General features: G+C 60.7%; 20 protein-coding genes. 9 read left to right on the top strand and 11 right to left on the bottom strand.

Annotation, left to right across the window (positions count from 1 at the left end; translation table 11 throughout):
* Positions 1 to 10: 10 nt before the first annotated feature.
* Entirely contained in the window at positions 11 to 1,819 is a 1,809-nt protein-coding gene (locus K0H48_RS10480; RefSeq protein WP_138813977.1) for a sodium:proton antiporter, read from the top strand.
* Position 1,820: 1 nt separating this feature from the next.
* Here the strand turns inward: K0H48_RS10480 and K0H48_RS10475 are convergent, their stop codons facing one another.
* The 6 genes from K0H48_RS10475 to ffh all read right to left on the bottom strand — a co-directional run bounded on the left by K0H48_RS10475 (position 1,821) and on the right by ffh (position 6,046).
* Complete coding sequence (locus K0H48_RS10475) at positions 1,821 to 2,234, bottom strand: acyl-CoA thioesterase (RefSeq protein WP_138813976.1); 414 nt, start codon at positions 2,232 to 2,234, stop codon at positions 1,821 to 1,823.
* Between the two features lie 81 nt (positions 2,235 to 2,315).
* Positions 2,316 to 2,666 carry a 50S ribosomal protein L19 gene (rplS, locus tag K0H48_RS10470; protein WP_003175895.1) on the bottom strand — a complete coding sequence of 117 codons (351 nt, stop codon included), beginning with the start codon at positions 2,664 to 2,666 and terminating at the stop codon, positions 2,316 to 2,318.
* Positions 2,667 to 2,711: 45 nt separating this feature from the next.
* Positions 2,712 to 3,485, bottom strand: coding sequence for a tRNA (guanosine(37)-N1)-methyltransferase TrmD (gene trmD / locus K0H48_RS10465; protein WP_170875847.1), 774 nt, complete (start codon positions 3,483 to 3,485; stop codon positions 2,712 to 2,714).
* Entirely contained in the window at positions 3,467 to 4,003 is a 537-nt protein-coding gene (gene rimM, locus K0H48_RS10460; protein WP_003175898.1) for a ribosome maturation factor RimM, read from the bottom strand. Before rimM ends, trmD begins: the two co-directional genes overlap by 19 nt.
* A 5-nt stretch (positions 4,004 to 4,008) precedes the next feature.
* On the bottom strand, positions 4,009 to 4,260 hold the full coding sequence (gene rpsP / locus K0H48_RS10455; protein WP_003175899.1) for a 30S ribosomal protein S16: 252 nt from the start codon (positions 4,258 to 4,260) through the stop codon (positions 4,009 to 4,011).
* Positions 4,261 to 4,669: 409 nt separating this feature from the next.
* On the bottom strand, positions 4,670 to 6,046 hold the full coding sequence (ffh, locus tag K0H48_RS10450; protein WP_200432832.1) for a signal recognition particle protein: 1,377 nt from the start codon (positions 6,044 to 6,046) through the stop codon (positions 4,670 to 4,672).
* Positions 6,047 to 6,288: 242 nt separating this feature from the next.
* Between ffh and K0H48_RS10445 the strand changes: the two genes are divergently transcribed.
* The 3 genes from K0H48_RS10445 to K0H48_RS10435 all read left to right on the top strand — a co-directional run bounded on the left by K0H48_RS10445 (position 6,289) and on the right by K0H48_RS10435 (position 10,025).
* Entirely contained in the window at positions 6,289 to 7,092 is an 804-nt protein-coding gene (locus K0H48_RS10445) for an inner membrane protein YpjD (protein ID WP_169985211.1), read from the top strand.
* 12 nt (positions 7,093 to 7,104) lie between these two features.
* Positions 7,105 to 8,343, top strand: a complete 1,239-nt coding sequence (locus K0H48_RS10440; RefSeq protein WP_138813974.1) for a transporter associated domain-containing protein — start codon at positions 7,105 to 7,107, stop codon at positions 8,341 to 8,343.
* Between the two features lie 371 nt (positions 8,344 to 8,714).
* Complete coding sequence (locus K0H48_RS10435) at positions 8,715 to 10,025, top strand: MFS transporter (protein ID WP_065930390.1); 1,311 nt, start codon at positions 8,715 to 8,717, stop codon at positions 10,023 to 10,025.
* Between the two features lie 120 nt (positions 10,026 to 10,145).
* Here the strand turns inward: K0H48_RS10435 and purT are convergent, their stop codons facing one another.
* The 5 genes from purT to K0H48_RS10410 form a co-directional block, all read right to left on the bottom strand.
* The gene (gene purT / locus K0H48_RS10430) at positions 10,146 to 11,327 is read right to left on the bottom strand and encodes a formate-dependent phosphoribosylglycinamide formyltransferase (protein ID WP_219267400.1); all 1,182 of its coding nucleotides are present in this window, start codon (positions 11,325 to 11,327) and stop codon (positions 10,146 to 10,148) included.
* A 69-nt stretch (positions 11,328 to 11,396) separates the two neighbouring features.
* On the bottom strand, positions 11,397 to 11,864 hold the full coding sequence (locus K0H48_RS10425; protein WP_138813971.1) for a VUT family protein: 468 nt from the start codon (positions 11,862 to 11,864) through the stop codon (positions 11,397 to 11,399).
* Between the two features lie 163 nt (positions 11,865 to 12,027).
* Entirely contained in the window at positions 12,028 to 12,243 is a 216-nt protein-coding gene (locus K0H48_RS10420) for a DUF1289 domain-containing protein (RefSeq protein WP_219267399.1), read from the bottom strand.
* Positions 12,240 to 12,764 carry a gamma carbonic anhydrase family protein gene (locus K0H48_RS10415; protein WP_219267398.1) on the bottom strand — a complete coding sequence of 175 codons (525 nt, stop codon included), beginning with the start codon at positions 12,762 to 12,764 and terminating at the stop codon, positions 12,240 to 12,242. Before K0H48_RS10415 ends, K0H48_RS10420 begins: the two co-directional genes overlap by 4 nt.
* A gap of 35 nt (positions 12,765 to 12,799) precedes the next feature.
* Complete coding sequence (locus tag K0H48_RS10410) at positions 12,800 to 13,402, bottom strand: CoA pyrophosphatase (RefSeq protein WP_138813969.1); 603 nt, start codon at positions 13,400 to 13,402, stop codon at positions 12,800 to 12,802.
* Positions 13,403 to 13,548: 146 nt separating this feature from the next.
* Between K0H48_RS10410 and K0H48_RS10405 the strand changes: the two genes are divergently transcribed.
* The 5 genes from K0H48_RS10405 (at position 13,549) to K0H48_RS10385 (ending at position 17,780) form a co-directional block, all read left to right on the top strand.
* Positions 13,549 to 14,097, top strand: a complete 549-nt coding sequence (locus K0H48_RS10405; RefSeq protein WP_017139715.1) for an NUDIX hydrolase — start codon at positions 13,549 to 13,551, stop codon at positions 14,095 to 14,097.
* Positions 14,098 to 14,136: 39 nt separating this feature from the next.
* Positions 14,137 to 14,640, top strand: a complete 504-nt coding sequence (locus tag K0H48_RS10400) for a murein L,D-transpeptidase family protein (RefSeq protein WP_219267397.1) — start codon at positions 14,137 to 14,139, stop codon at positions 14,638 to 14,640.
* A gap of 261 nt (positions 14,641 to 14,901) precedes the next feature.
* Positions 14,902 to 15,660, top strand: coding sequence for a GntR family transcriptional regulator (locus K0H48_RS10395; RefSeq protein WP_219267396.1), 759 nt, complete (start codon positions 14,902 to 14,904; stop codon positions 15,658 to 15,660).
* 10 nt (positions 15,661 to 15,670) lie between these two features.
* Positions 15,671 to 16,777, top strand: coding sequence for an N-acetylglucosamine-6-phosphate deacetylase (gene nagA / locus K0H48_RS10390; RefSeq protein ID WP_219267395.1), 1,107 nt, complete (start codon positions 15,671 to 15,673; stop codon positions 16,775 to 16,777).
* Positions 16,758 to 17,780, top strand: coding sequence for an SIS domain-containing protein (locus K0H48_RS10385; RefSeq protein ID WP_219267394.1), 1,023 nt, complete (start codon positions 16,758 to 16,760; stop codon positions 17,778 to 17,780). The genes nagA and K0H48_RS10385 overlap by 20 nt, the downstream gene beginning before the upstream one ends.
* Positions 17,781 to 17,802: the final 22 nt, after the last annotated feature.

Genomic DNA, 17,802 nt, shown 5'->3' with positions numbered 1-17,802 from the left:
GGAAGCTTCAATGAGCGAACAACAGATTCTGCTGGCATTTGGTGGCATTGGCGTGGCCGCATTGGCCTGCCAATGGCTGGCATGGCGCCTGAAACTTCCCGCCATTCTGTTTCTGTTGGTCAGCGGAATCCTGGCAGGGCCGGTGCTGGGCTGGCTGAATCCTCAGGAAATGTTCGGTCCGCTGCTGATGCCATTGGTATCTCTGGCCGTGGCATTGATCCTGTTTGAAGGCAGCCTCACGCTGCACCTTTCGGAATGGAAGGAGATCGGCAGCGTCGTGCATCGCCTCGTCACGGTCGGCGCCCTGTCGACATGGGCCGTCATTACCCTGGCTACCCACTGGCTGCTGGGTTTTGACTGGATGCTCGCCCTGCTTTTCGGCACCTTGACACTGGTGACCGGGCCTACCGTGATTGTGCCCATGTTACGTGTCGTGCGACCAAAAGCCTCGATCGCCAATATCTTACGCTGGGAAGGCATTGTCATTGACCCGATCGGTGCGCTGCTCGCCGTGGTGGTCTACAGCTTTATCATCGCTCGCGCGTCAGGCGACGGCTTGAGTCACAGCCTGCTGACCTTTGGCGGCGTGATCCTGTGCGGCAGCCTGTTCGGAGTCGTCGGTGGTTGGGTATTGGGGCAGATCATGCGCCGGCAATGGCTGCCGGAATACCTGCATAACCTGGCTACGCTGGCTGGCGTTCTGGGAATCTTCATCGCCTCCAACGAGGTGATGCATGAGTCCGGCCTGCTGGCCGTGACGCTGATGGGCATGTGGATGGCCAATATGAAGGGCGTTGACGTACGCCACATACTGCACTTCAAGGAAAACCTCAGCGTCCTGCTGATTTCCGGGTTATTCATTCTGCTGGCCGCGCGCCTGGACCTGAACGCCCTGATTGCCTTGGGGCCGTTCGTACTGATCCTGCTACTGATTATTCAATTTATTGCGCGACCTTTGAACGTCGCGCTTTCGACCTTCGGTTCCGGCCTGAACTGGCGTGAACGTGCCCTGCTGTCGTGGATCGCACCACGCGGGATCGTGGCCGCCGCCGTGTCGGCGATTTTCGCCATTCGCCTGGATGAGGCCGGTCATGAAGGCGCGCTGTTACTGGTGCCGCTGACATTCGCGGTGATTATCGGCACCGTTGTCCTGCAAAGCGCCACAGCCCGCCCACTGGCACGCCTGCTGAAAGTCGCCGAGCCTGCGCCCAGCGGCTTCCTGATCGTCGGCGCGAACGGCCCGGCGCGTATCCTGGGCAAAGCCTTGCAACAACTGGGCAGTCGAGTGCTGCTGACCGACTCCAGCTGGGAAAACATCCGCGCCAGCCGAATGGAAGGGCTGCCCACCTACTTCGGCAACCCGGCATCACAGCATGCCGAATCGCATCTGGATCTGGTCGGCCTCGGGCATTTGCTGGCGCTCTCACCTTCGGGCGAGCTGAACACCCTGGCCGCCATGCGCTTTCGCCACGATTTTGGGCATCGTCTGTTCGCCCTGGCCAGCAGCCAGGAGAACCGTCGCACCGATAAACACCGGGCCAGCCACGAGCACCGTGGCCATTTGCTGGGCAGCCAACCCCTGAGCTACACCAAACTTGCGAGCCTGCTGGGCCAAGGTGCAGAGCTGTATAGCACTAACCTGACCGAAGGCTTCAGCTGGGAACAGTACCAGGCACTCCATGGTGACCGCGCGACCCTGCTGTTTGCCCGAGATACCGGCGGCTGGGTACACGTGGTCACCCCGGACAGCAGCCTGAAGCCCGTAGCTGGCTGGACCTTGCTGGCCGTGATTCAACCAGCAAACAACACAGCCGAATAAGTCAGTCGGCATAACCCGGTAATACCGGCACAGGGCGTTTGTCAGCATCAATCGCGACAAAACTGAACACGCCCTGGATCGCCTTTTCACGGCCATCGGCGCTCATGCTCTCGACAAACACTTCAACCTCGACTTTGAGGCTGGTGTTACCCACTTTAATCACGCGGCCGATCAGCTCGACGATGGAGCCGGCCGGGATCGCGTGGTTGAAGTCGATACGGTCGGTGGACACGGTCACCAGCGGCAAGCGGCAAAAGCGTGTGGCGGTGATGAACGACACTTCATCCATCCACGCCAGCGCGGTGCCGCCGAACAGCGTGTTGTGGTGGTTGGTGGTCGGCGGGAACACGGCTTTGGTCACGTGGGTGACGGACAGGTCGGTGCGGCGCTGGATTTCTTCGAGGCGGGTGGTCATGGACAAATACCGGTAATAGACAAATTTCAGGCACAAAAAAGCAGCCCGTAGGCTGCTTTTTTCTGCATCGGGAAGCTGGACTTAAGCCAGTTTTTCCTTGATGCGAGCTGCTTTACCGGACAGGTCACGCAGGTAGTACAGCTTGGCTTTACGTACGTCACCGCGACGCTTGACGGCCATGCTGTCGATTTGCGGGCTGTAGGTCTGGAAAGTACGCTCTACGCCAACACCGTTGGAGATTTTACGAACAGTGAAAGCACTGTTCACACCACGGTTACGCTTGGCGATTACCACGCCTTCGAACGCTTGCAGACGCGAACGGTCGCCTTCCTTCACTTTCACCTGAACGACAATAGTGTCGCCCGGGGCAAAGGTAGGGATCTCTTTGGTCATCTGCTCTGCTTCGAGTGCAAGGATGATTTTGTTAGTCATGCTGTGCTCCTAAGGTAAGTCAATGGACCTACCATCGATACGTTGTTAACTATCGTCCCGCGCGAGGATGTATTCCTCGAGCAGCTTCTTCTCTTCTCCAGAAAGCGAGCGGCTTTCCAGAAGATCGGCGCGTCGTTCATAGGTCCGACCAAGGGACTGCTGTAAACGCCAACGCCGGATGTGTGCGTGATTGCCACTTAGCAATACGTCGGGAACACGCTGATCCGCATACACCTCCGGTCGGGTGTAGTGCGGGCAATCCAGCAAACCATCCGTGAAGGAATCTTCCTCCGCGGAGTCCGCATGCCCTAAAGCTCCAGGCAGCAGTCGTGTAACCGCATCTATCAGGACCATCGCCGGCAGCTCGCCGCCAGACAGGACATAGTCCCCAATCGACCACTCTTCATCGACATGCGCTTCAATAAAACGCTCGTCAATGCCTTCATAGCGACCGGCAATCAGGATTAAGGCCTCCTCATTCGCCAGTTCGCGCACCCCAGCCTGTTTCAGCTGACGGCCTTGAGGGGACAGGTAAATTACCTTCGCCTTCTCCCCGGCTGCTGCCTTGGCCTCGACCAACGCATCTTCCAGGGGCTTGATCTTCATCACCATGCCCGGGCCACCGCCAAATGGGCGATCGTCCACAGTGTGATGTCGATCCGTCGTGTAGTCTCGCGGGTTCCAACAGGTAAGCTGCAACAGCCCCTGTTTCACCGCCCGACTGGTGATGCCGTACTCGCTGATGGCGGAAAACATCTCGGGAAACAAACTGATCACTTCAATGCGCAAATTAGCCACGCTTAGAAGTCCGCGTCCCATTCCACCTTCATCTCGCCCGCGGCCAGGTCGACGGCCAACACGCATTGCTCGGTATACGGCAACAGGCGTTCGCGATCATCCAGGCTGCCAGCGCAAGGCTTGACCACCATTACATCATTGGCGCCGGTTTCCAGAAGGTGATCGATTTTCCCGAGCAATTGCCCCAGTTGATCAATAACCTTCAGACCTTCCAGCTGGTACCAGTAGTACTCGCCGTCGGTCAATTCAGGGAACAGGTTGCGCGGCACGCAGATCTCATAACCGGCCAGAAGACGAGCTTCTTCACGATCATCAAGACCCTTGAGCTTTGCGACCAGGAACTTATCGCTCCCGCGTCCACTGACCAGCTCGACCTGTTTCACACTACCTTCGCGCTTGAGCGTCCAGGTTTTGTACTGCAACAGGTTTTCAGTCGGATCAGTAAAGGAATACACCTTCACTTCGCCGCGAACGCCATGAACAGAGTAAATCTTGCCGATAACGATCAAATCATCAGCAACAGCTGGCGTCGCGTTCATATTGCTCAGGCTGCGGCCTTAGCCGAGTCCTTCAACAGTTTTGCAACGCGCTCGGATGGCTGTGCGCCAACGCTCAGCCAGTAGGCTACGCGCTCTTGGTTCACGGACAGACGAACTTCTTGACCACGAGCAACAGGGTTGAAGAAACCAACCTGTTCCTTGTGCGAACCGTCGCGCGGGTTGCGGCTGTCGGTTACGGTCAAGTGGTAAAACGGGCGCTTTTTGGAGCCGCCAAGGGCAAGACGGATTGTTAGCATGTGAACATCGTTCCTGTAGTCGGTGCTGCAAATCTAAATGCACAGCGGGCATAGGTGCCCGAAAGGCCGCATATTCTAAGGAATATCCGGACTTTTGCAAATGTCTTTTTCTGGCGCCTATCAGCGTGCCACTCAGATCTGCTATAGAGCCGTCGGTTAAAACGGCGAGTCAGCTCCCGCTAACCGCGGGTTTGCTGGAGATCCCACGTCCTTGTGGGTCGGAGCAAAGGCGAGCCCTTGCTCGAATTCTTGTGGCCTGTTTCGTGGATAGCGCTCGATTTTGGCGAGTGGCTGTTGTTCTCAGGCAAGGCGCCGCGACGACTCATAGCTAGCTATGGGGAGGAGCGGCAACGCAGCATGAGGACAACAGACGCCGCCATAATTGAGCAGCTATCCTCGAAGCAGGTCACTATATTTTTGGCATACCGCCGCCGGGCAACATACCGCCCATGCCGCGCATCATCTTGGCCATTCCGCCTTTGGCGGAGAATTTCTTCATCATCTTCTGCATCTGCTTGTGCTGCTTGATCAAGCGACCGATGTCCTGCACCTGGGTGCCGGAACCCATGGCGATCCGGCGTTTGCGCGAACCGCTGATCAGCTCAGGGTCACGGCGCTCGGCCGGGGTCATGGAGTTGATGATGGCTTCCATCTGCTTGAACTGCTTCTCTGCCGCGCCCTGGGCATTGCCCATTTGCGCCAGGTTTACACCGCCGATGTTCGGCAGCTTGTCCATCAGGCCGCCGAGACCGCCCATGTTCTTCATCTGTTGCAGCTGGTCACGGAAGTCTTCGAGGTCGAAGCCCTTGCCCTTCTTCAGCTTCTTGGCCAGCTTGTCGGCCTTGTCTTTGTCGAGCGTGGCTTCGGCCTGCTCGATCAGGCTGAGCACGTCGCCCATGCCGAGAATGCGTGAGGCGATACGCTCAGGGTGGAACGGCTCGAGCGCTTCGCTCTTCTCGCCCATACCGATGAACTTGATCGGCTTGCCGGTGATGGCGCGTACCGACAGCGCGGCACCGCCACGGGCGTCACCGTCGACCTTGGTCAGGATCACACCGGTCAGCGGCAGTGCGTCGCCGAAGGCCTTGGCGGTGTTGGCCGCATCCTGGCCGGTCATGGCGTCGACCACGAACAGCGTCTCGACCGGGTTGATCGCGGCATGCAGCGCCTTGATCTCGCCCATCATCTCTTCGTCGATGTGCAGGCGACCAGCGGTATCGACGATAACCACGTCGATGAATTTGAGCTTGGCTTCTTTAATAGCCGCGTTGGCAATGTCGACCGGCTTCTGGCTCAGGTCGGACGGGAAGAAGGTCACACCCACTTCGCCCGCGAGCATTTCCAGCTGCTTGATCGCGGCCGGACGATAGACGTCAGCCGATACCACCATTACCGACTTCTTCTTGCGCTCTTTAAGGAAGCGCGCCAGCTTGCCGGCGGTGGTGGTTTTACCCGCGCCCTGCAGACCGGCCATCAGCACGACGGCCGGTGGCACGGCGCTGAGGTTCAAGTCTTCGTTGGCGGCGCCCATCAGGCTTTCGAGTTCGGCCTGGACGATCTTCACAAAAGCCTGGCCCGGCGTCAGGCTGCGGGACACTTCGGTGCCCACTGCGCGCTCTTTGACCGAGTTGACGAAGTCCTTGACCACAGGCAAGGCCACGTCGGCTTCCAGCAACGCCATGCGTACTTCACGCAGGGTGTCTTTAATATTGTCCTCGGTCAGCTTGGCCTTGCCGGTGACATGGCGCAGCGTCTGCGAGAGACGGTCAGTCAAGTTTTCAAACATGCGCGATCCTTTCAGGCCCTATTCATCGAAATGCAGTGGTGACCGAGGTAATGGCGGCCCAGGCTGCGGTAAATCGCTATTAAAAACAGCGCTCAGCAAGCCTGCGGCGTGGGCAGGTCGCGGATTATAGCGAAGACTGCGCCGCTGCACACGCGCTGTCTGGCCCGGGAGTCTTTCGTGCAGCGCAGGTGTGTGCCAAACTCAGCGCCTTTCGGGCTTGTCTATCAGGATTTATGGTCCCCTTGTCACCCAGTTTGCTACCCAGCCTCGCCGCCGCCCTTTTATACGCCGCTGCGACTCTCTATCAGGGCACTCGTCTGGCCCAAGGCACTAAAGCGGACAAACGTCTGCTGGTGGGCCTGGGCGTCGTCGCCCTGCTGGCCCACGCTGCGAGCCTGTTCACCCACCTGATGACGCCGGTTGGCCTGGGCCTGGACTTTTTCAGCGCCGCCAGCCTGATCGCCGCTGCCGTCATCGCGCTGACCCTGCTGGCCTGCTACCGCATCCCGGTCGAAAACCTGTTGGTGCTGCTATTCCCGCTGGGCATGCTCACCGTGCTGCTGGCGCAATTCACGCCCACCGGCACCGTGCAGGTGATCGACGAAGAACCGGGCATCCTTGCGCACATCCTGTTGTCGATCCTGGCCTACGGCATGTTCACCATCGCGGTGTTCCAGGCCTTGCTCCTACTGCTGCAGGATCACCAGCTTAAGAACAAGCACCCGTCCGGGCTGATCAAGAACTTCCCGCCGCTGCAAACCATGGAAAGCCTGCTGTTCGGCTTCCTCTGGGCCGGCTGGACGCTGCTGTCGCTGTCGCTGATCTCCGGCTGGCTGTTCGTCGAGAACCTGTTCGCCCAGCACCTGGTGCACAAAACCCTGCTGGCGTGCCTGGCCTGGGTGGTGTTCAGCGTGCTGCTGTGGGGGCGTAACCGCCTCGGCTGGCGCGGGCACAAGGCGATCCGCTGGACCCTGGCCGGTTTCTGCCTGCTGATGCTGGCCTACTTCGGCAGCAAGCTGGTTCGCGAATACATCCTGCATATCTGACGGGCAGCCATAATGGACAACTTGCCCCTTGGGCCGATGCTCGCGGTAATCGCCCTGCTGATTTTATGGGCGGCGCTGTTTACCGCCATTGAAGCTGCACAACAGCACCTGCTGGCCATACGCCCCGGCACACGCCAAGGCGACAAGGCCGCCGCCCGCCTGAACTTCCCGCGTAACAGCCTGATCCTGTGTAACAGCTTGTGCCGCGCGGCCGTGGTGATTCTGTGCACGTTGCTGGCGATTTATGCCTGGGCGCAAAACGGCCCGTGGCTCGGCTGGTTGATCTCCTGCGCGATGCTGCTGGTGCTCGCCGACTACCTGCCCCGCGCCCTCGCCGTCCGTCACCCCCACACCATCCTGGGCTTTGGCAACACGCTGCTGGGCGTGCCGCTGAAAATCCTCGCGCCGCTGGCCTGGCTGCTCAACGGCATCAGCCTGTTGCTGTTGCGCCCGTTTGCACGTAAACCCGGCGTGGTAAAGAAAAGCGACGAACCGTTGCCCGAGCATGACGACGAACCGGAGCCCGAGGCCAACGACAATCGCACCCCCGGCCTGCCCGGCATCCACGCCCTGGACAACATCACGGTCAACGACATCCTGGTGCCGCGCAGTGAAGTGGATGGCATCAACCTGGATGACTCGGTCGAAGCCATCATCGAGCAACTGCGCACGTCCCAGCGCACGCGCCTGCCGGTGTTTCACAGCGACATCAACCAGGTCGAGGCGGTGCTCAACACTCGCCAGATCCAGCACTTGCTGCCCGACGCCAGCCTGACCAAAGAAGCCTTGCTCGCCGCCTGCCACGAACCCTACTTCGTGCCGGAAAGCACGCCGCTGCAATTGCAGTTGCTGAACTTCCATAAACAGCAACGGCGCCTGGGCATGGTGGTGGACGAATACGGCGAAGTGCTGGGCATCGTCACCCTGGAAGATATCCTCGAAGAAATCGTCGGCGAATTCGAAAGCGACCAGGCTGTGGATAACCCGCACATCGAAGCCCAACCTGATGGCCGCTACATCATCGACGGTGCCGCCTCGATCCGCGAACTGAACAAAAGCCTGGGCTGGCACCTGCCCAGCGACGGCCCCAAGACCCTCAACGGCCTGGTCACCGAGGCGCTGGAGACTATTCCGGACTGCGCGGTGTGCCTGAAAATCGGCCGCTACCGCCTGGAAATTCTCGAGACCGAGGACAATCGCGTGAGTAAAGTGCTGATCTGGCATACCAGCCGCGTGCCGGTGGCTGCGTAACCTCCCCTGACACCACTCAGTCCAATGTGGGAGCTGGCTTGCCTGCGATGCAGGCACCTCGGTCATTCAGTTAAACCGAGGTGATGCCATCGCAGGCAAGCCAGCTCCCACACAAGCCCGCTCCCACATTTCGATTTGCAGCGTGTCAGCCCCCTTGTTGTATATTCAAACCCCTTCCTATAATCGGCTCGGCTTACCCAAGCCCCGCCCGACCGCGTGCTACCCGCACTCAGCGCGTCCTGGCAGCGCTTTACCGTGTCTGACCGGTGTTTGCTCCCATCCCGAGCCGCCCCGCTTATAACCCTGATCCATGGGTGTTCGACCAATAAAAATCCGCGTAAAAACGCGCAATGACCGCCAGGGATACCTCAATGAGCACCACCTACAACGAGGCCGCCACCGCCGCCCCGCTCAACTCGACCGCACGGGTCGCCACGGCGAGCATCGTCGGCACCGCCATCGAGTTCTACGATTTCTATATCTACGCCACCGCTGCGGCACTGGTGATTGGCCCGGTGTTCTTCCCGCAGACCTCCGGCACCGCGCAGATGCTGGCGTCGTTCCTGACCTTCGGCATCGCCTTTATTGCCCGCCCACTGGGTTCGGCGCTGTTCGGCCACTTCGGTGACCGCATCGGGCGCAAATCCACGCTGGTGGCCTCGCTGTTGCTGATGGGCGTGTGTACCACGCTGATTGGCTTGCTGCCGGGCTATGACAGCATCGGGGCCTGGGCGCCGATCCTGTTGTGTGTGCTGCGCTTCGGCCAGGGCCTGGGGCTTGGCGGCGAATGGGGCGGCGCGGCGTTGCTGGCCACCGAAAACGCACCAAAGGGCAAGCGCGCCTGGTTTGGCATGTTCCCGCAGCTCGGCCCATCAATCGGCTTTTTGGCGGCCAACGGCTTGTTCCTGATCCTGGCCATGAGCCTCAACGACGAACAGTTCCGCAGCTGGGGCTGGCGCATCCCGTTCATCCTCAGCGCAGCGCTGGTGATGGTCGGCCTGTATGCGCGGCTTAAGCTGCATGAAACGCCGGTGTTCGCCAACGCCGTGGCCAAAGAGGCGCCGGTGAAAGTGCCGTTGGTAGAGCTGTTCAGCCAGCATTGGCTGCCGGTACTGCTGGGCGCCGCGTCGATGGTGGTGTGCTATGCGCTGTTTTACATCACCACCGCATTTTCCCTGAGCTACGGGGTTTCGACCCTGGGCTACAGCCGTGAGATGTTCCTCGGTTTGCTGTGCTTTGCGGTGCTGTTCATGGGCTTGGCCACGCCGCTGGCAGCCTTGGCCAGCGATCGCTACGGGCGCAAGCCGGTGCTGATCGTCGGCGCGGTGCTGGCGATTTTGTCGGGTTTCACCATGGAGCCCTTGCTGACCCACGGTTCAACCTGGGCCGTAGCGCTGTTCCTGGCGCTGGAGCTGTTCCTGATGGGCATCACGTTTGCCCCGATGGGCGCCATGCTGCCGGAACTGTTCCCGACCCGCGTGCGTTATACCGGCGCTTCGGCGGCGTATAACCTCGGTGGGATTGTCGGCGCGTCGGCCGCACCGTTTTTCGCGACCAAGCTGGTGGCGATGGGTGGGCTGAGTTATGTCGGCGGGTATGTGTCGGCGGCAGCGTTGCTCAGCTTGATTGCTGTGCTGTGCCTGAAAGAGACGCGGGATAATGATTTGAACAAGGTCGCCTGAAGCCGATCGTTCCCACGCTCTGCGTGGGAATGCCTCTTGTGACGCTCCGCGTCACGCTTTGGGACGCAGAGCGTCCCGGGCTGCATTCCCACGCAGAGCGTGGGAACGATCGGGTTGGGGTTACAGCTCTACAACAACAGCCTTGGAAGCTCGGGTTGCTTTAGCCCGAGCCGCTTCAATCGACTCATCCCGCGCCAACGCCACGCCCATGCGGCGCTGGCCATTCACTTCCGGTTTGCCAAACAGACGCAACGCCGTGTCCGGCTCGCTCAAGGCGGCACCGAGGTTGGCGAACGCCGTCTGGGTCGACTGCCCTTCCACCAGAATCACCGCCGAAGCCGAAGGCCCGAACTGGCGGATCAACGGAATCGGCAGGCCGAGAATGGCGCGCGCATGCAGCGCGAACTGCGACAGGTCCTGGGAAATCAGGGTCACCAGACCGGTGTCATGCGGGCGCGGCGACACTTCGCTGAACCACACTTGATCGCCCTTGATGAACAACTCCACGCCAAACAGGCCACGGCCACCCAACGCCTCAGTCACGGCTTTGGCAACGCGCTCGGACTCAGCCAGGGCAATCGGGCTCATGGCTTGCGGCTGCCAGGATTCCTGGTAGTCGCCCTTCTCCTGACGATGGCCGACCGGCGCGCAGAAGGTGGTGCCGCCGATGTGGCGCACGGTCAGCAGGGTGATTTCGTAGTCGAAGTCGATAAAGCCTTCGATGATCACGCGGCCTTTGCCGGCACGCCCGCCTTCCTGGGCGTAATCCCAGGCTTTTTGTACATCGTCAGTGCTGCGCAGCAGGCTCTGGCCCTTGCCCGACGAACTCATCACCGGCTTGACCACACAGGGGAAGCCCAGGTCTTGCACGGCCTTGCTGTAGTCCTCGAAGGTGTCGGCGAAGTGGTACGGCGAGGTCGGCAGGTCCAGCTCTTCGGCGGCCAGGCGACGGATGCCTTCGCGGTTCATGGTCAGCAAAGTGGCGCGCGCGGTCGGGATCACGGTGAAGCCTTCGGCCTCCAGTTCCACCAGCGTGGCAGTGGCGATGGCTTCGATTTCCGGCACGATAAAGTGCGGCTTCTCGGCCTCGATCACCGCACGCAGGGCGGCGCCGTCGAGCATGTTGATCACGTGGCTACGGTGCGCCACCTGCATGGCCGGCGCGTTGGCGTAGCGATCCACGGCAATCACTTCAACGCCCAGGCGTTGCAGTTCGATTACCACTTCCTTGCCCAGCTCACCGCAGCCACACAGCAAAACGCGGGTCGCGGTTGGCGACAATGGAGTTCCGATTCGGGTCATCTCAGGTCCTCAGGGGAGCGGATCATGGGGAGAAAGGCCGACATTTTACATGAACTGTAAAAATTGGCCTCAGTTGACGACAGCCCGTTTGCGCATGCGCCAGGCCATGATCAGCCACACCACCGTGACCCCGGCAAATTTCGACACCAGCGCGGTGCCGGCCACTGCCGGTGTGAGCGCGCCGATCAAGCCGAAGAAGATAAAGGTATCGAGGGGAATGCTCAGCGCCGAACTTATCCACAGGCGGTCATGCAGCGGGCGCTTGGTGATGCTGAACACCAGCCAGTCGATGCACTCGGACACCGCAAACGCCGTGGCGCTGGCCAGGGCGATGGATGGGTCGGAAGTGATATACGACAGCACCAGCGCCGCCAGCATGGCGATGATCGCGCCATGGCCGAAGCGGGTTTGCACCATGTCGCGCAGGATAAACACCAGACCACCCCAGGCGGACCAGATCACATCCAGGTGCGGGGCGGTGGAGAAAGCGAAGTTGATCAGCACGACGCTGCTGATGTAGGCGATCAGGAAGAGCATGGGGGATGGACCTGTGAACAATCGACACAGGTTACTTCACATTTGGAAATATGTCGTCTGGGAGGGCCTCTTCGCGAGCAAGCCCGCTCCCATATTTTGACCGCATTCCTACAGGCTATACGCGGTCAAATGTGGGAGCGGGCTTGCTCGCGAAAGCAATCTGTCAGGCACCAGATTTACCAGGCATCATCCACACCAACCCACTCGCCAGCGCCCGCTCATGGCACAACCCCAGCACCACCCGGCGCTCGGCGTTGTCCATGCGGCTCCAGCGCGTAATTTCATCCACCGTACGCTGGCAGCCGGTACAAATATCGTCATCGTCCAGCGCACAAATGCTCACGCAGGGCGAGGCGACGGGGCGTTCAACCGGGTTCATTCTTGCTGCTCAACCAGGTCACGCGCATAGCGCTGCGCGTTATGCACATAGTGCGCGGCGCTGGCTTCGAGCATGCGCTTCTGCGCCTCGGTCAGCTCACGTACCACCTTGCCCGGCGAGCCCATCACCAGCGAACCATCGGGAATTTCCTTGCCTTCGCCAATCAGCGAATTGGCGCCGATGATGCAATGTTTGCCAATCTTGGCGCCGTTGAGGATCACCGCGTTGATGCCGATCAGGCTGTAGTCGTCGACGGTGCAGCCGTGCAGCATGGCGTTATGGCCGATGGTCACGCCCGTGCCTAGGGTCAGCGGGTAGCCCATGTCGGTGTGCATCACGCTGCCGTCCTGCACATTACTGTTCTTGCCGATCAGGATCAGTTCGTTGTCGCCACGCAACACCGCGTTAAACCAGACGTTGGCGCCCTCTTCCAGCTTGACCTTGCCGACCAGCGTGGCATTCGGTGCCACCCAGCTTTGCGGATGCGTCTCGACGCGGGCGTCGCCCAGGCGGTATTTCATGGTTTGTCCTCACGGCTGGCCATTCAAGCGATGGCTTAGATATTGATAAAGCTTTTAGGCGGCTGGTGCAGGCTGATCTTGGCGTCGTCATAGAGCAGGTTAATCAGCTCCACGATCATGATTGCCGTCAGCCCCCAGATCTTGTACTCGCCAAATCGGTAGCTGGGCACATACCAACTGCGGCCCTGGTAATCGATGCGATGGGTGTGTTCGCGCGGGTCCTGGCGAAAAAACTCCAGCGGCACACTGAACACGGCGGCGATCTCGGCATCGTTGGCCAGGTATTCGACGTAATCGGGGATCACACCTACATAAGGCGTAACCCGAATGCCGTGCAAGGAAATCAGCGGGCTCAACGGGCCGATGACCTCCACAAGGCCGGGCGGCAGGCCAATCTCTTCTTCGGCTTCGCGCAGCGCAGTAAAGATCAGATCCGGGTCTTCGGGGTCGCGCCGCCCACCGGGAAACGCCACTTCCCCGCCGTGGGTCGACAGGCCACTGGCGCGCAGGGTCAGGATCAGTTCGGGTTCGTCGCTGCGGGTAACCGGCACCAACACGGCGGCCTCGGGGAAACGCCCGTCAGTTTCCAAGGTGTGGGGGGTGTGATTGCTTACCCGGCGAAGTAGCTCGTCCAGCATGAGTCATCTCGGTCTGTTGGCTACCTTGCATCATGCACCAAAGCTGGCAGGCGCCCAACCCCAAAACCACCGGCGTGTCGCTAAACGACAACTTGCAGCGCCCTGCCCGCCACGCCAAGATAGGCGCACTTTCCAGGAACCCCAGCATGAATTTCTGCAGCCAGTGCGGTAAACCGGTTACCCAACGCATTCCCGAAGGCGACGGCCGCCTGCGCTACGTGTGTGATCACTGCTCGACCATTCACTACCAGAACCCCAATATCGTTGCCGGCACCGTGCCGGTGTGGGGCGACAAAGTGCTGCTGTGCCGCCGCGCCATCGAACCGCGCCTGGGTTACTGGACCCTGCCCGCAGGCTTTATGGAAAACGGCGAAACCGTCGAGCAGGCCGCCGCCCGCGAAACCCTCGAAGAAGCCTGCGCCCGCGTGCGCAACCTGAGCATCTATACGCTGATCGATGTACCGCACATCAGCCAGGTGCATATCTTCTACCGCGCCGAACTGGTCGACCTGGACTTCGCCGCAGGCCCCGAGAGCCTTGAGGTGAAGCTGTTTGATGAAGCCGACATCCCTTGGTCCGAGCTGGCTTTCCGCACGGTCGGGCGTACCTTAGAATGCTTTTTCGCTGACCGCAGGCAACAGCTGTTCCCGGTACGCAGCGAGTCGGTGCCGCCGATGACGCGGCCGGCCAAATAACAATTCCAGGCAGCACCTTCTACAAGGGAAACCGTTTTAATGCGTTGGTTGCTCGCTCTGATCTGCCTGTCGTTCGCTAGCCTGTCCTGGGCCTCCACGCTGGAAACCCTCGGCGGCAAACCGGTCGAGAAAATCCTGGTGCTCAAGTCCGCCCATCAGTTGCAACTGATCAACGACGGCAAACCGCTCAAGACCTATCGCATCTCGCTCGGTAAAAACCCCAAGGGCACCAAACTGATGGAAGGCGACCGTCGCACGCCAGAGGGCTTCTACTGGATCGACTGGCGCAAGACCAGCGACCGCTTCAACCTGGCCATGCACATCTCCTACCCCAATATCAGTGACTCGGCCCGCGCGCGCCGCGAAGGCGTGAAACCGGGCAGCATGATCATGATCCACGGCACCCCCGACACCGAGGAATACCCGGAACAGTGGTTTCACACCCTGGACTGGACCGACGGTTGCATCGGCATGCGCAACGTGGACATGCGCGAAGTCTGGAACCTGGTCAAAGACGGCACGATGATCGAGATTCGTCCGTAATCGTGTACCGCTTGTAAAATAATTCAAAAATAATTCCTGCCTAAGACAGCGCCTGCCGGTGAATACCAGTTCACTGCGCGGGCTGCGCAATTCTGCGCGCACTAAAGACCTCTCTAATACCACTTGATACCAGGCACCATTACTGCGCGCTAAAACAGGCATCTGCACTGTTTTCGCTGCATTGACATGGTATTTAAGTGGTATTAATTTCCGGCCATTACCGGGCGACAACACTCCAATAACGCATCGGAAACCTGACAGATGAATCCCATACTGGCGCTGCGCCCCGACGACAAACAGTCCACGCCGCTGTACCTGCAATTGGCCCGCAAGCTCGAAGCGGCGATCCATGCCGGCGAGTGGAAATCCGAGCAGGCCTTGCCGTCGGAACGTGTTCTTAGCGAGCAACTGAATATTTCCCGCGTCACCGCGCGTAAAGCCCTGGAAGTGCTGTTTGCCCAAGGCTTGATTCGCCGCAGCCAGGGTTCCGGGACCTTTATCACCCCGCGTCTGGAGCAGCCGCTGTCGCGTTTGTCGGGCTTTAGCGAGATGTTGCGCCTCAAGGGCTTTGTGCCCACGTCCCAGTGGCTGGAGCGCGACATCACCCCGCCGACTCACGAAGAACTGATCCGCCTGGCCCTGTCGCCGACCGACAAAGTGGCGCGGCTTAAACGCCTGCGTAAAGCCGATGACACCGTAATGGCAATTGAAATGACCGCCATGCCCGCCTCGGTGCTGCCAAACCCGCAAGCCATCGGCAATTCGCTGTACGAATACCTGGAAAGCATCGGCAAACCGGTGGTGCGCGCGCTGCAACATATTCAGGCAATCAATGCCTCCGATGAGTTCGCCAAGCTGGTGGGTATCGCCCCCGGCACCGCCATGCTGCTGATGACCCGAGTCGGCTACACCGCCGACAACACGCCGATTGAAATCACCGACACCTACTGCCGCAACGACTACTACGACTTTGTCGCAGAGCTGCGCCGCAATGATTACTCCGCTGAACTGCGAGTTTAGAGAACTGCCCATGTCCGAAGACAACATCCTCACGCCCCACGGCTGGATTCGCGGCCGCCTGGTGCACGAACACGGCAAAGTGGTCGCCATCGACGGCACGCCGTGCGACCCGGCTGACAATGACCTGCCCTACTTGCTGCCGGGCTTTATCGACCTGCACGTGCACGGCGGTGGCGGCAAAGACATCATGGAAGGTACCGACGCCTTCGAGACCATCACCCGCACCCACGTGCGCTTTGGCACGACGTCGCTACTGGCCACCACCATGACCGCACCGGTGGATGAAATCTCCCGCGTGCTTGGCGAACTCGGCACGTTCTGCGAACAGCGTCCTACAGGCAGCGCCCGGGTTCTCGGCGTACACCTGGAAGGCCCCTACATCAATCCGGGAAAACTCGGCGCGCAACCCAACTTTGCCCACACCGCATTGATGGCCGAAGTGGAAGCCTACCTGCGCCTGGCACCGATCCGGGTGATCACCATTGCCCCGGAAATCGCCGGCCACGATGCCTTGATTCGCGCCCTCAGCGAACGCGGCGTGCGCATGCAGATCGGCCACACCCTGGGCAGCTACGAAGAAGGCGTCGCCGCCCTCGCCGCCGGGGCCACCAGTTTCACGCATTTGTATAACGCCATGAGCCCGTTGCATCACCGCGAACCGGGGATCGTCGGCGCCGCGTTGGCCCACGCCAAGTACGCCGAATTGATCCCGGATTTGCTGCACGTGCATCCCGGCGCCATGCGTGTGGCGCTGCGCTCGATCCCGTGCCTGTACTGCGTCACCGATTCCACCGCCGCCGCCGGCATGCCCGACGGCGAATACAAGCTGGGTAGCCACACCGTGACCAAATGCCTGGGTGGCGTGCGCCTGGCCGACGGCACCCTGGCCGGCAGCACCCTGACCATGGACCAGGCGCTGCGCAACCTGGTGAAAATCGGCCTGCCGATCAGCGAAGCCTCACAACGCCTGTCGCAATTTCCTGCGGACTACCTGGGCCTGGAAGAACGCGGGCGCCTGCAACCCGCCAGCTTTGCCGACTGCGTGCGCCTGGACCGCTCCCTGACACTCACCGACGTAATGGTCGAAGGAGAAACCATTGACTTCAAAAATGCTTGAAGAGGCCCTGGCCTCCTGTCACGCCGTCGAGGCCCAACTGCAGCGCCTCAACCCGATGCTCGAAGAGGTCGCCGGGCGCCTGCGCCGTCAGCCGCCGCAAGTGGCGATGACTATTGCCCGTGGCAGTTCGGACCACGCCGCCAGCTACTTCGCCTACCTGGCCATGCAGCATGTGGGCATCCCGGTGGCGTCGTTGCCGATGTCGGTGGTGACCTTGCTGCAAGCGCCGTTGAAGGTCAGCGGCCAGGTGGCGTTCGGTTTCTCCCAGTCGGGGCAAAGCCCGGATTTGGTCAACAGCCTGCGCCTGCTGCGTAAACGCGGGGCCTTGAGCATTTCGATGGTCAACGCCGAAGACTCACCGCTGGAAGCCGCCTGTGAATTCCATGTGCCACTGTGCGCCGGGCCTGAGCAGAGTGTCGCCGCGACCAAAAGCTTTATCGCCACCTTAAGCGCCAGCGCACAGTTGGTCGGCCACTGGAACCAGGACCTGTTGCTGCTGCAAGCCTGCCAGGCCTTGCCCGAGGGTTTGCGCGAAGCCGCCACCCAGGATTGGACGCCCGCCATCGAGGCGCTACGCAGCAGCCAACGGCTGATTGTGATCGGCCGTGGCGCCGGTTTTGCCATCGCCCAGGAAGCTGCGCTCAAGCTCAAGGAAACCTCGGCGATCCAGGCCGAAGCCTTTAGCAGCGCCGAAGTGCGCCACGGGCCGATGGCCTTGATCGATGAAAACTACCCATTGCTGGTGTTCGCCCCACGCGGCGCCGAGCAAGCCGGCCTGCTGAGCCTGGCCGCCGATATGCGTCAACGCGGCGCCCGCGTCTTGCTGGCCGCGCCGGACGATATCGTTGAACGCGACCTGACCCTGAGCCGCGCCGAACACCCGAGCCTGGACCCGATCCTGGCGATCCAAAGTTTCTACGTGATGGCCGCCGGCCTGGCGGAGGCCCGAGGCATGGACCCGGACCAGCCGCGCCACCTGAGCAAAGTTACCCGCACTCACTGAGTCGCGTTTTCCTGATGAGTAC

It is taken from the genome of Pseudomonas sp. Xaverov 259, from assembly GCF_019352915.1.
GTDB lineage: Bacteria > Pseudomonadota > Gammaproteobacteria > Pseudomonadales > Pseudomonadaceae > Aquipseudomonas.
Note: the sequence above shows the minus strand (reverse complement) of the source record. Positions and strands in the feature narration are given on the sequence as shown.

What these genes read in the sequence shown, in the direction of transcription:
- K0H48_RS10480 (WP_138813977.1), top strand. Translation starts at nt 11, where the DNA reads ATGAGCGAACAACAGATTCTGCTGGCATTTGGTGGCATTGGCGTGGCC.
- K0H48_RS10475 (WP_138813976.1), bottom strand. Translation starts at nt 2,234, where the DNA reads ATGACCACCCGCCTCGAAGAAATCCAGCGCCGCACCGACCTGTCCGTC.
- rplS (WP_003175895.1), bottom strand. Translation starts at nt 2,666, where the DNA reads ATGACTAACAAAATCATCCTTGCACTCGAAGCAGAGCAGATGACCAAA.
- trmD (WP_170875847.1), bottom strand. Translation starts at nt 3,485, where the DNA reads ATGGGACGCGGACTTCTAAGCGTGGCTAATTTGCGCATTGAAGTGATC.
- rimM (WP_003175898.1), bottom strand. Translation starts at nt 4,003, where the DNA reads ATGAACGCGACGCCAGCTGTTGCTGATGATTTGATCGTTATCGGCAAG.
- rpsP (WP_003175899.1), bottom strand. Translation starts at nt 4,260, where the DNA reads ATGCTAACAATCCGTCTTGCCCTTGGCGGCTCCAAAAAGCGCCCGTTT.
- ffh (WP_200432832.1), bottom strand. Translation starts at nt 6,046, where the DNA reads ATGTTTGAAAACTTGACTGACCGTCTCTCGCAGACGCTGCGCCATGTC.
- K0H48_RS10440 (WP_138813974.1), top strand. Translation starts at nt 7,105, where the DNA reads ATGGACAACTTGCCCCTTGGGCCGATGCTCGCGGTAATCGCCCTGCTG.
- K0H48_RS10435 (WP_065930390.1), top strand. Translation starts at nt 8,715, where the DNA reads ATGAGCACCACCTACAACGAGGCCGCCACCGCCGCCCCGCTCAACTCG.
- purT (WP_219267400.1), bottom strand. Translation starts at nt 11,327, where the DNA reads ATGACCCGAATCGGAACTCCATTGTCGCCAACCGCGACCCGCGTTTTG.
- K0H48_RS10425 (WP_138813971.1), bottom strand. Translation starts at nt 11,864, where the DNA reads ATGCTCTTCCTGATCGCCTACATCAGCAGCGTCGTGCTGATCAACTTC.
- K0H48_RS10420 (WP_219267399.1), bottom strand. Translation starts at nt 12,243, where the DNA reads ATGAACCCGGTTGAACGCCCCGTCGCCTCGCCCTGCGTGAGCATTTGT.
- K0H48_RS10415 (WP_219267398.1), bottom strand. Translation starts at nt 12,764, where the DNA reads ATGAAATACCGCCTGGGCGACGCCCGCGTCGAGACGCATCCGCAAAGC.
- K0H48_RS10410 (WP_138813969.1), bottom strand. Translation starts at nt 13,402, where the DNA reads ATGCTGGACGAGCTACTTCGCCGGGTAAGCAATCACACCCCCCACACC.
- K0H48_RS10405 (WP_017139715.1), top strand. Translation starts at nt 13,549, where the DNA reads ATGAATTTCTGCAGCCAGTGCGGTAAACCGGTTACCCAACGCATTCCC.
- K0H48_RS10400 (WP_219267397.1), top strand. Translation starts at nt 14,137, where the DNA reads ATGCGTTGGTTGCTCGCTCTGATCTGCCTGTCGTTCGCTAGCCTGTCC.
- K0H48_RS10395 (WP_219267396.1), top strand. Translation starts at nt 14,902, where the DNA reads ATGAATCCCATACTGGCGCTGCGCCCCGACGACAAACAGTCCACGCCG.
- nagA (WP_219267395.1), top strand. Translation starts at nt 15,671, where the DNA reads ATGTCCGAAGACAACATCCTCACGCCCCACGGCTGGATTCGCGGCCGC.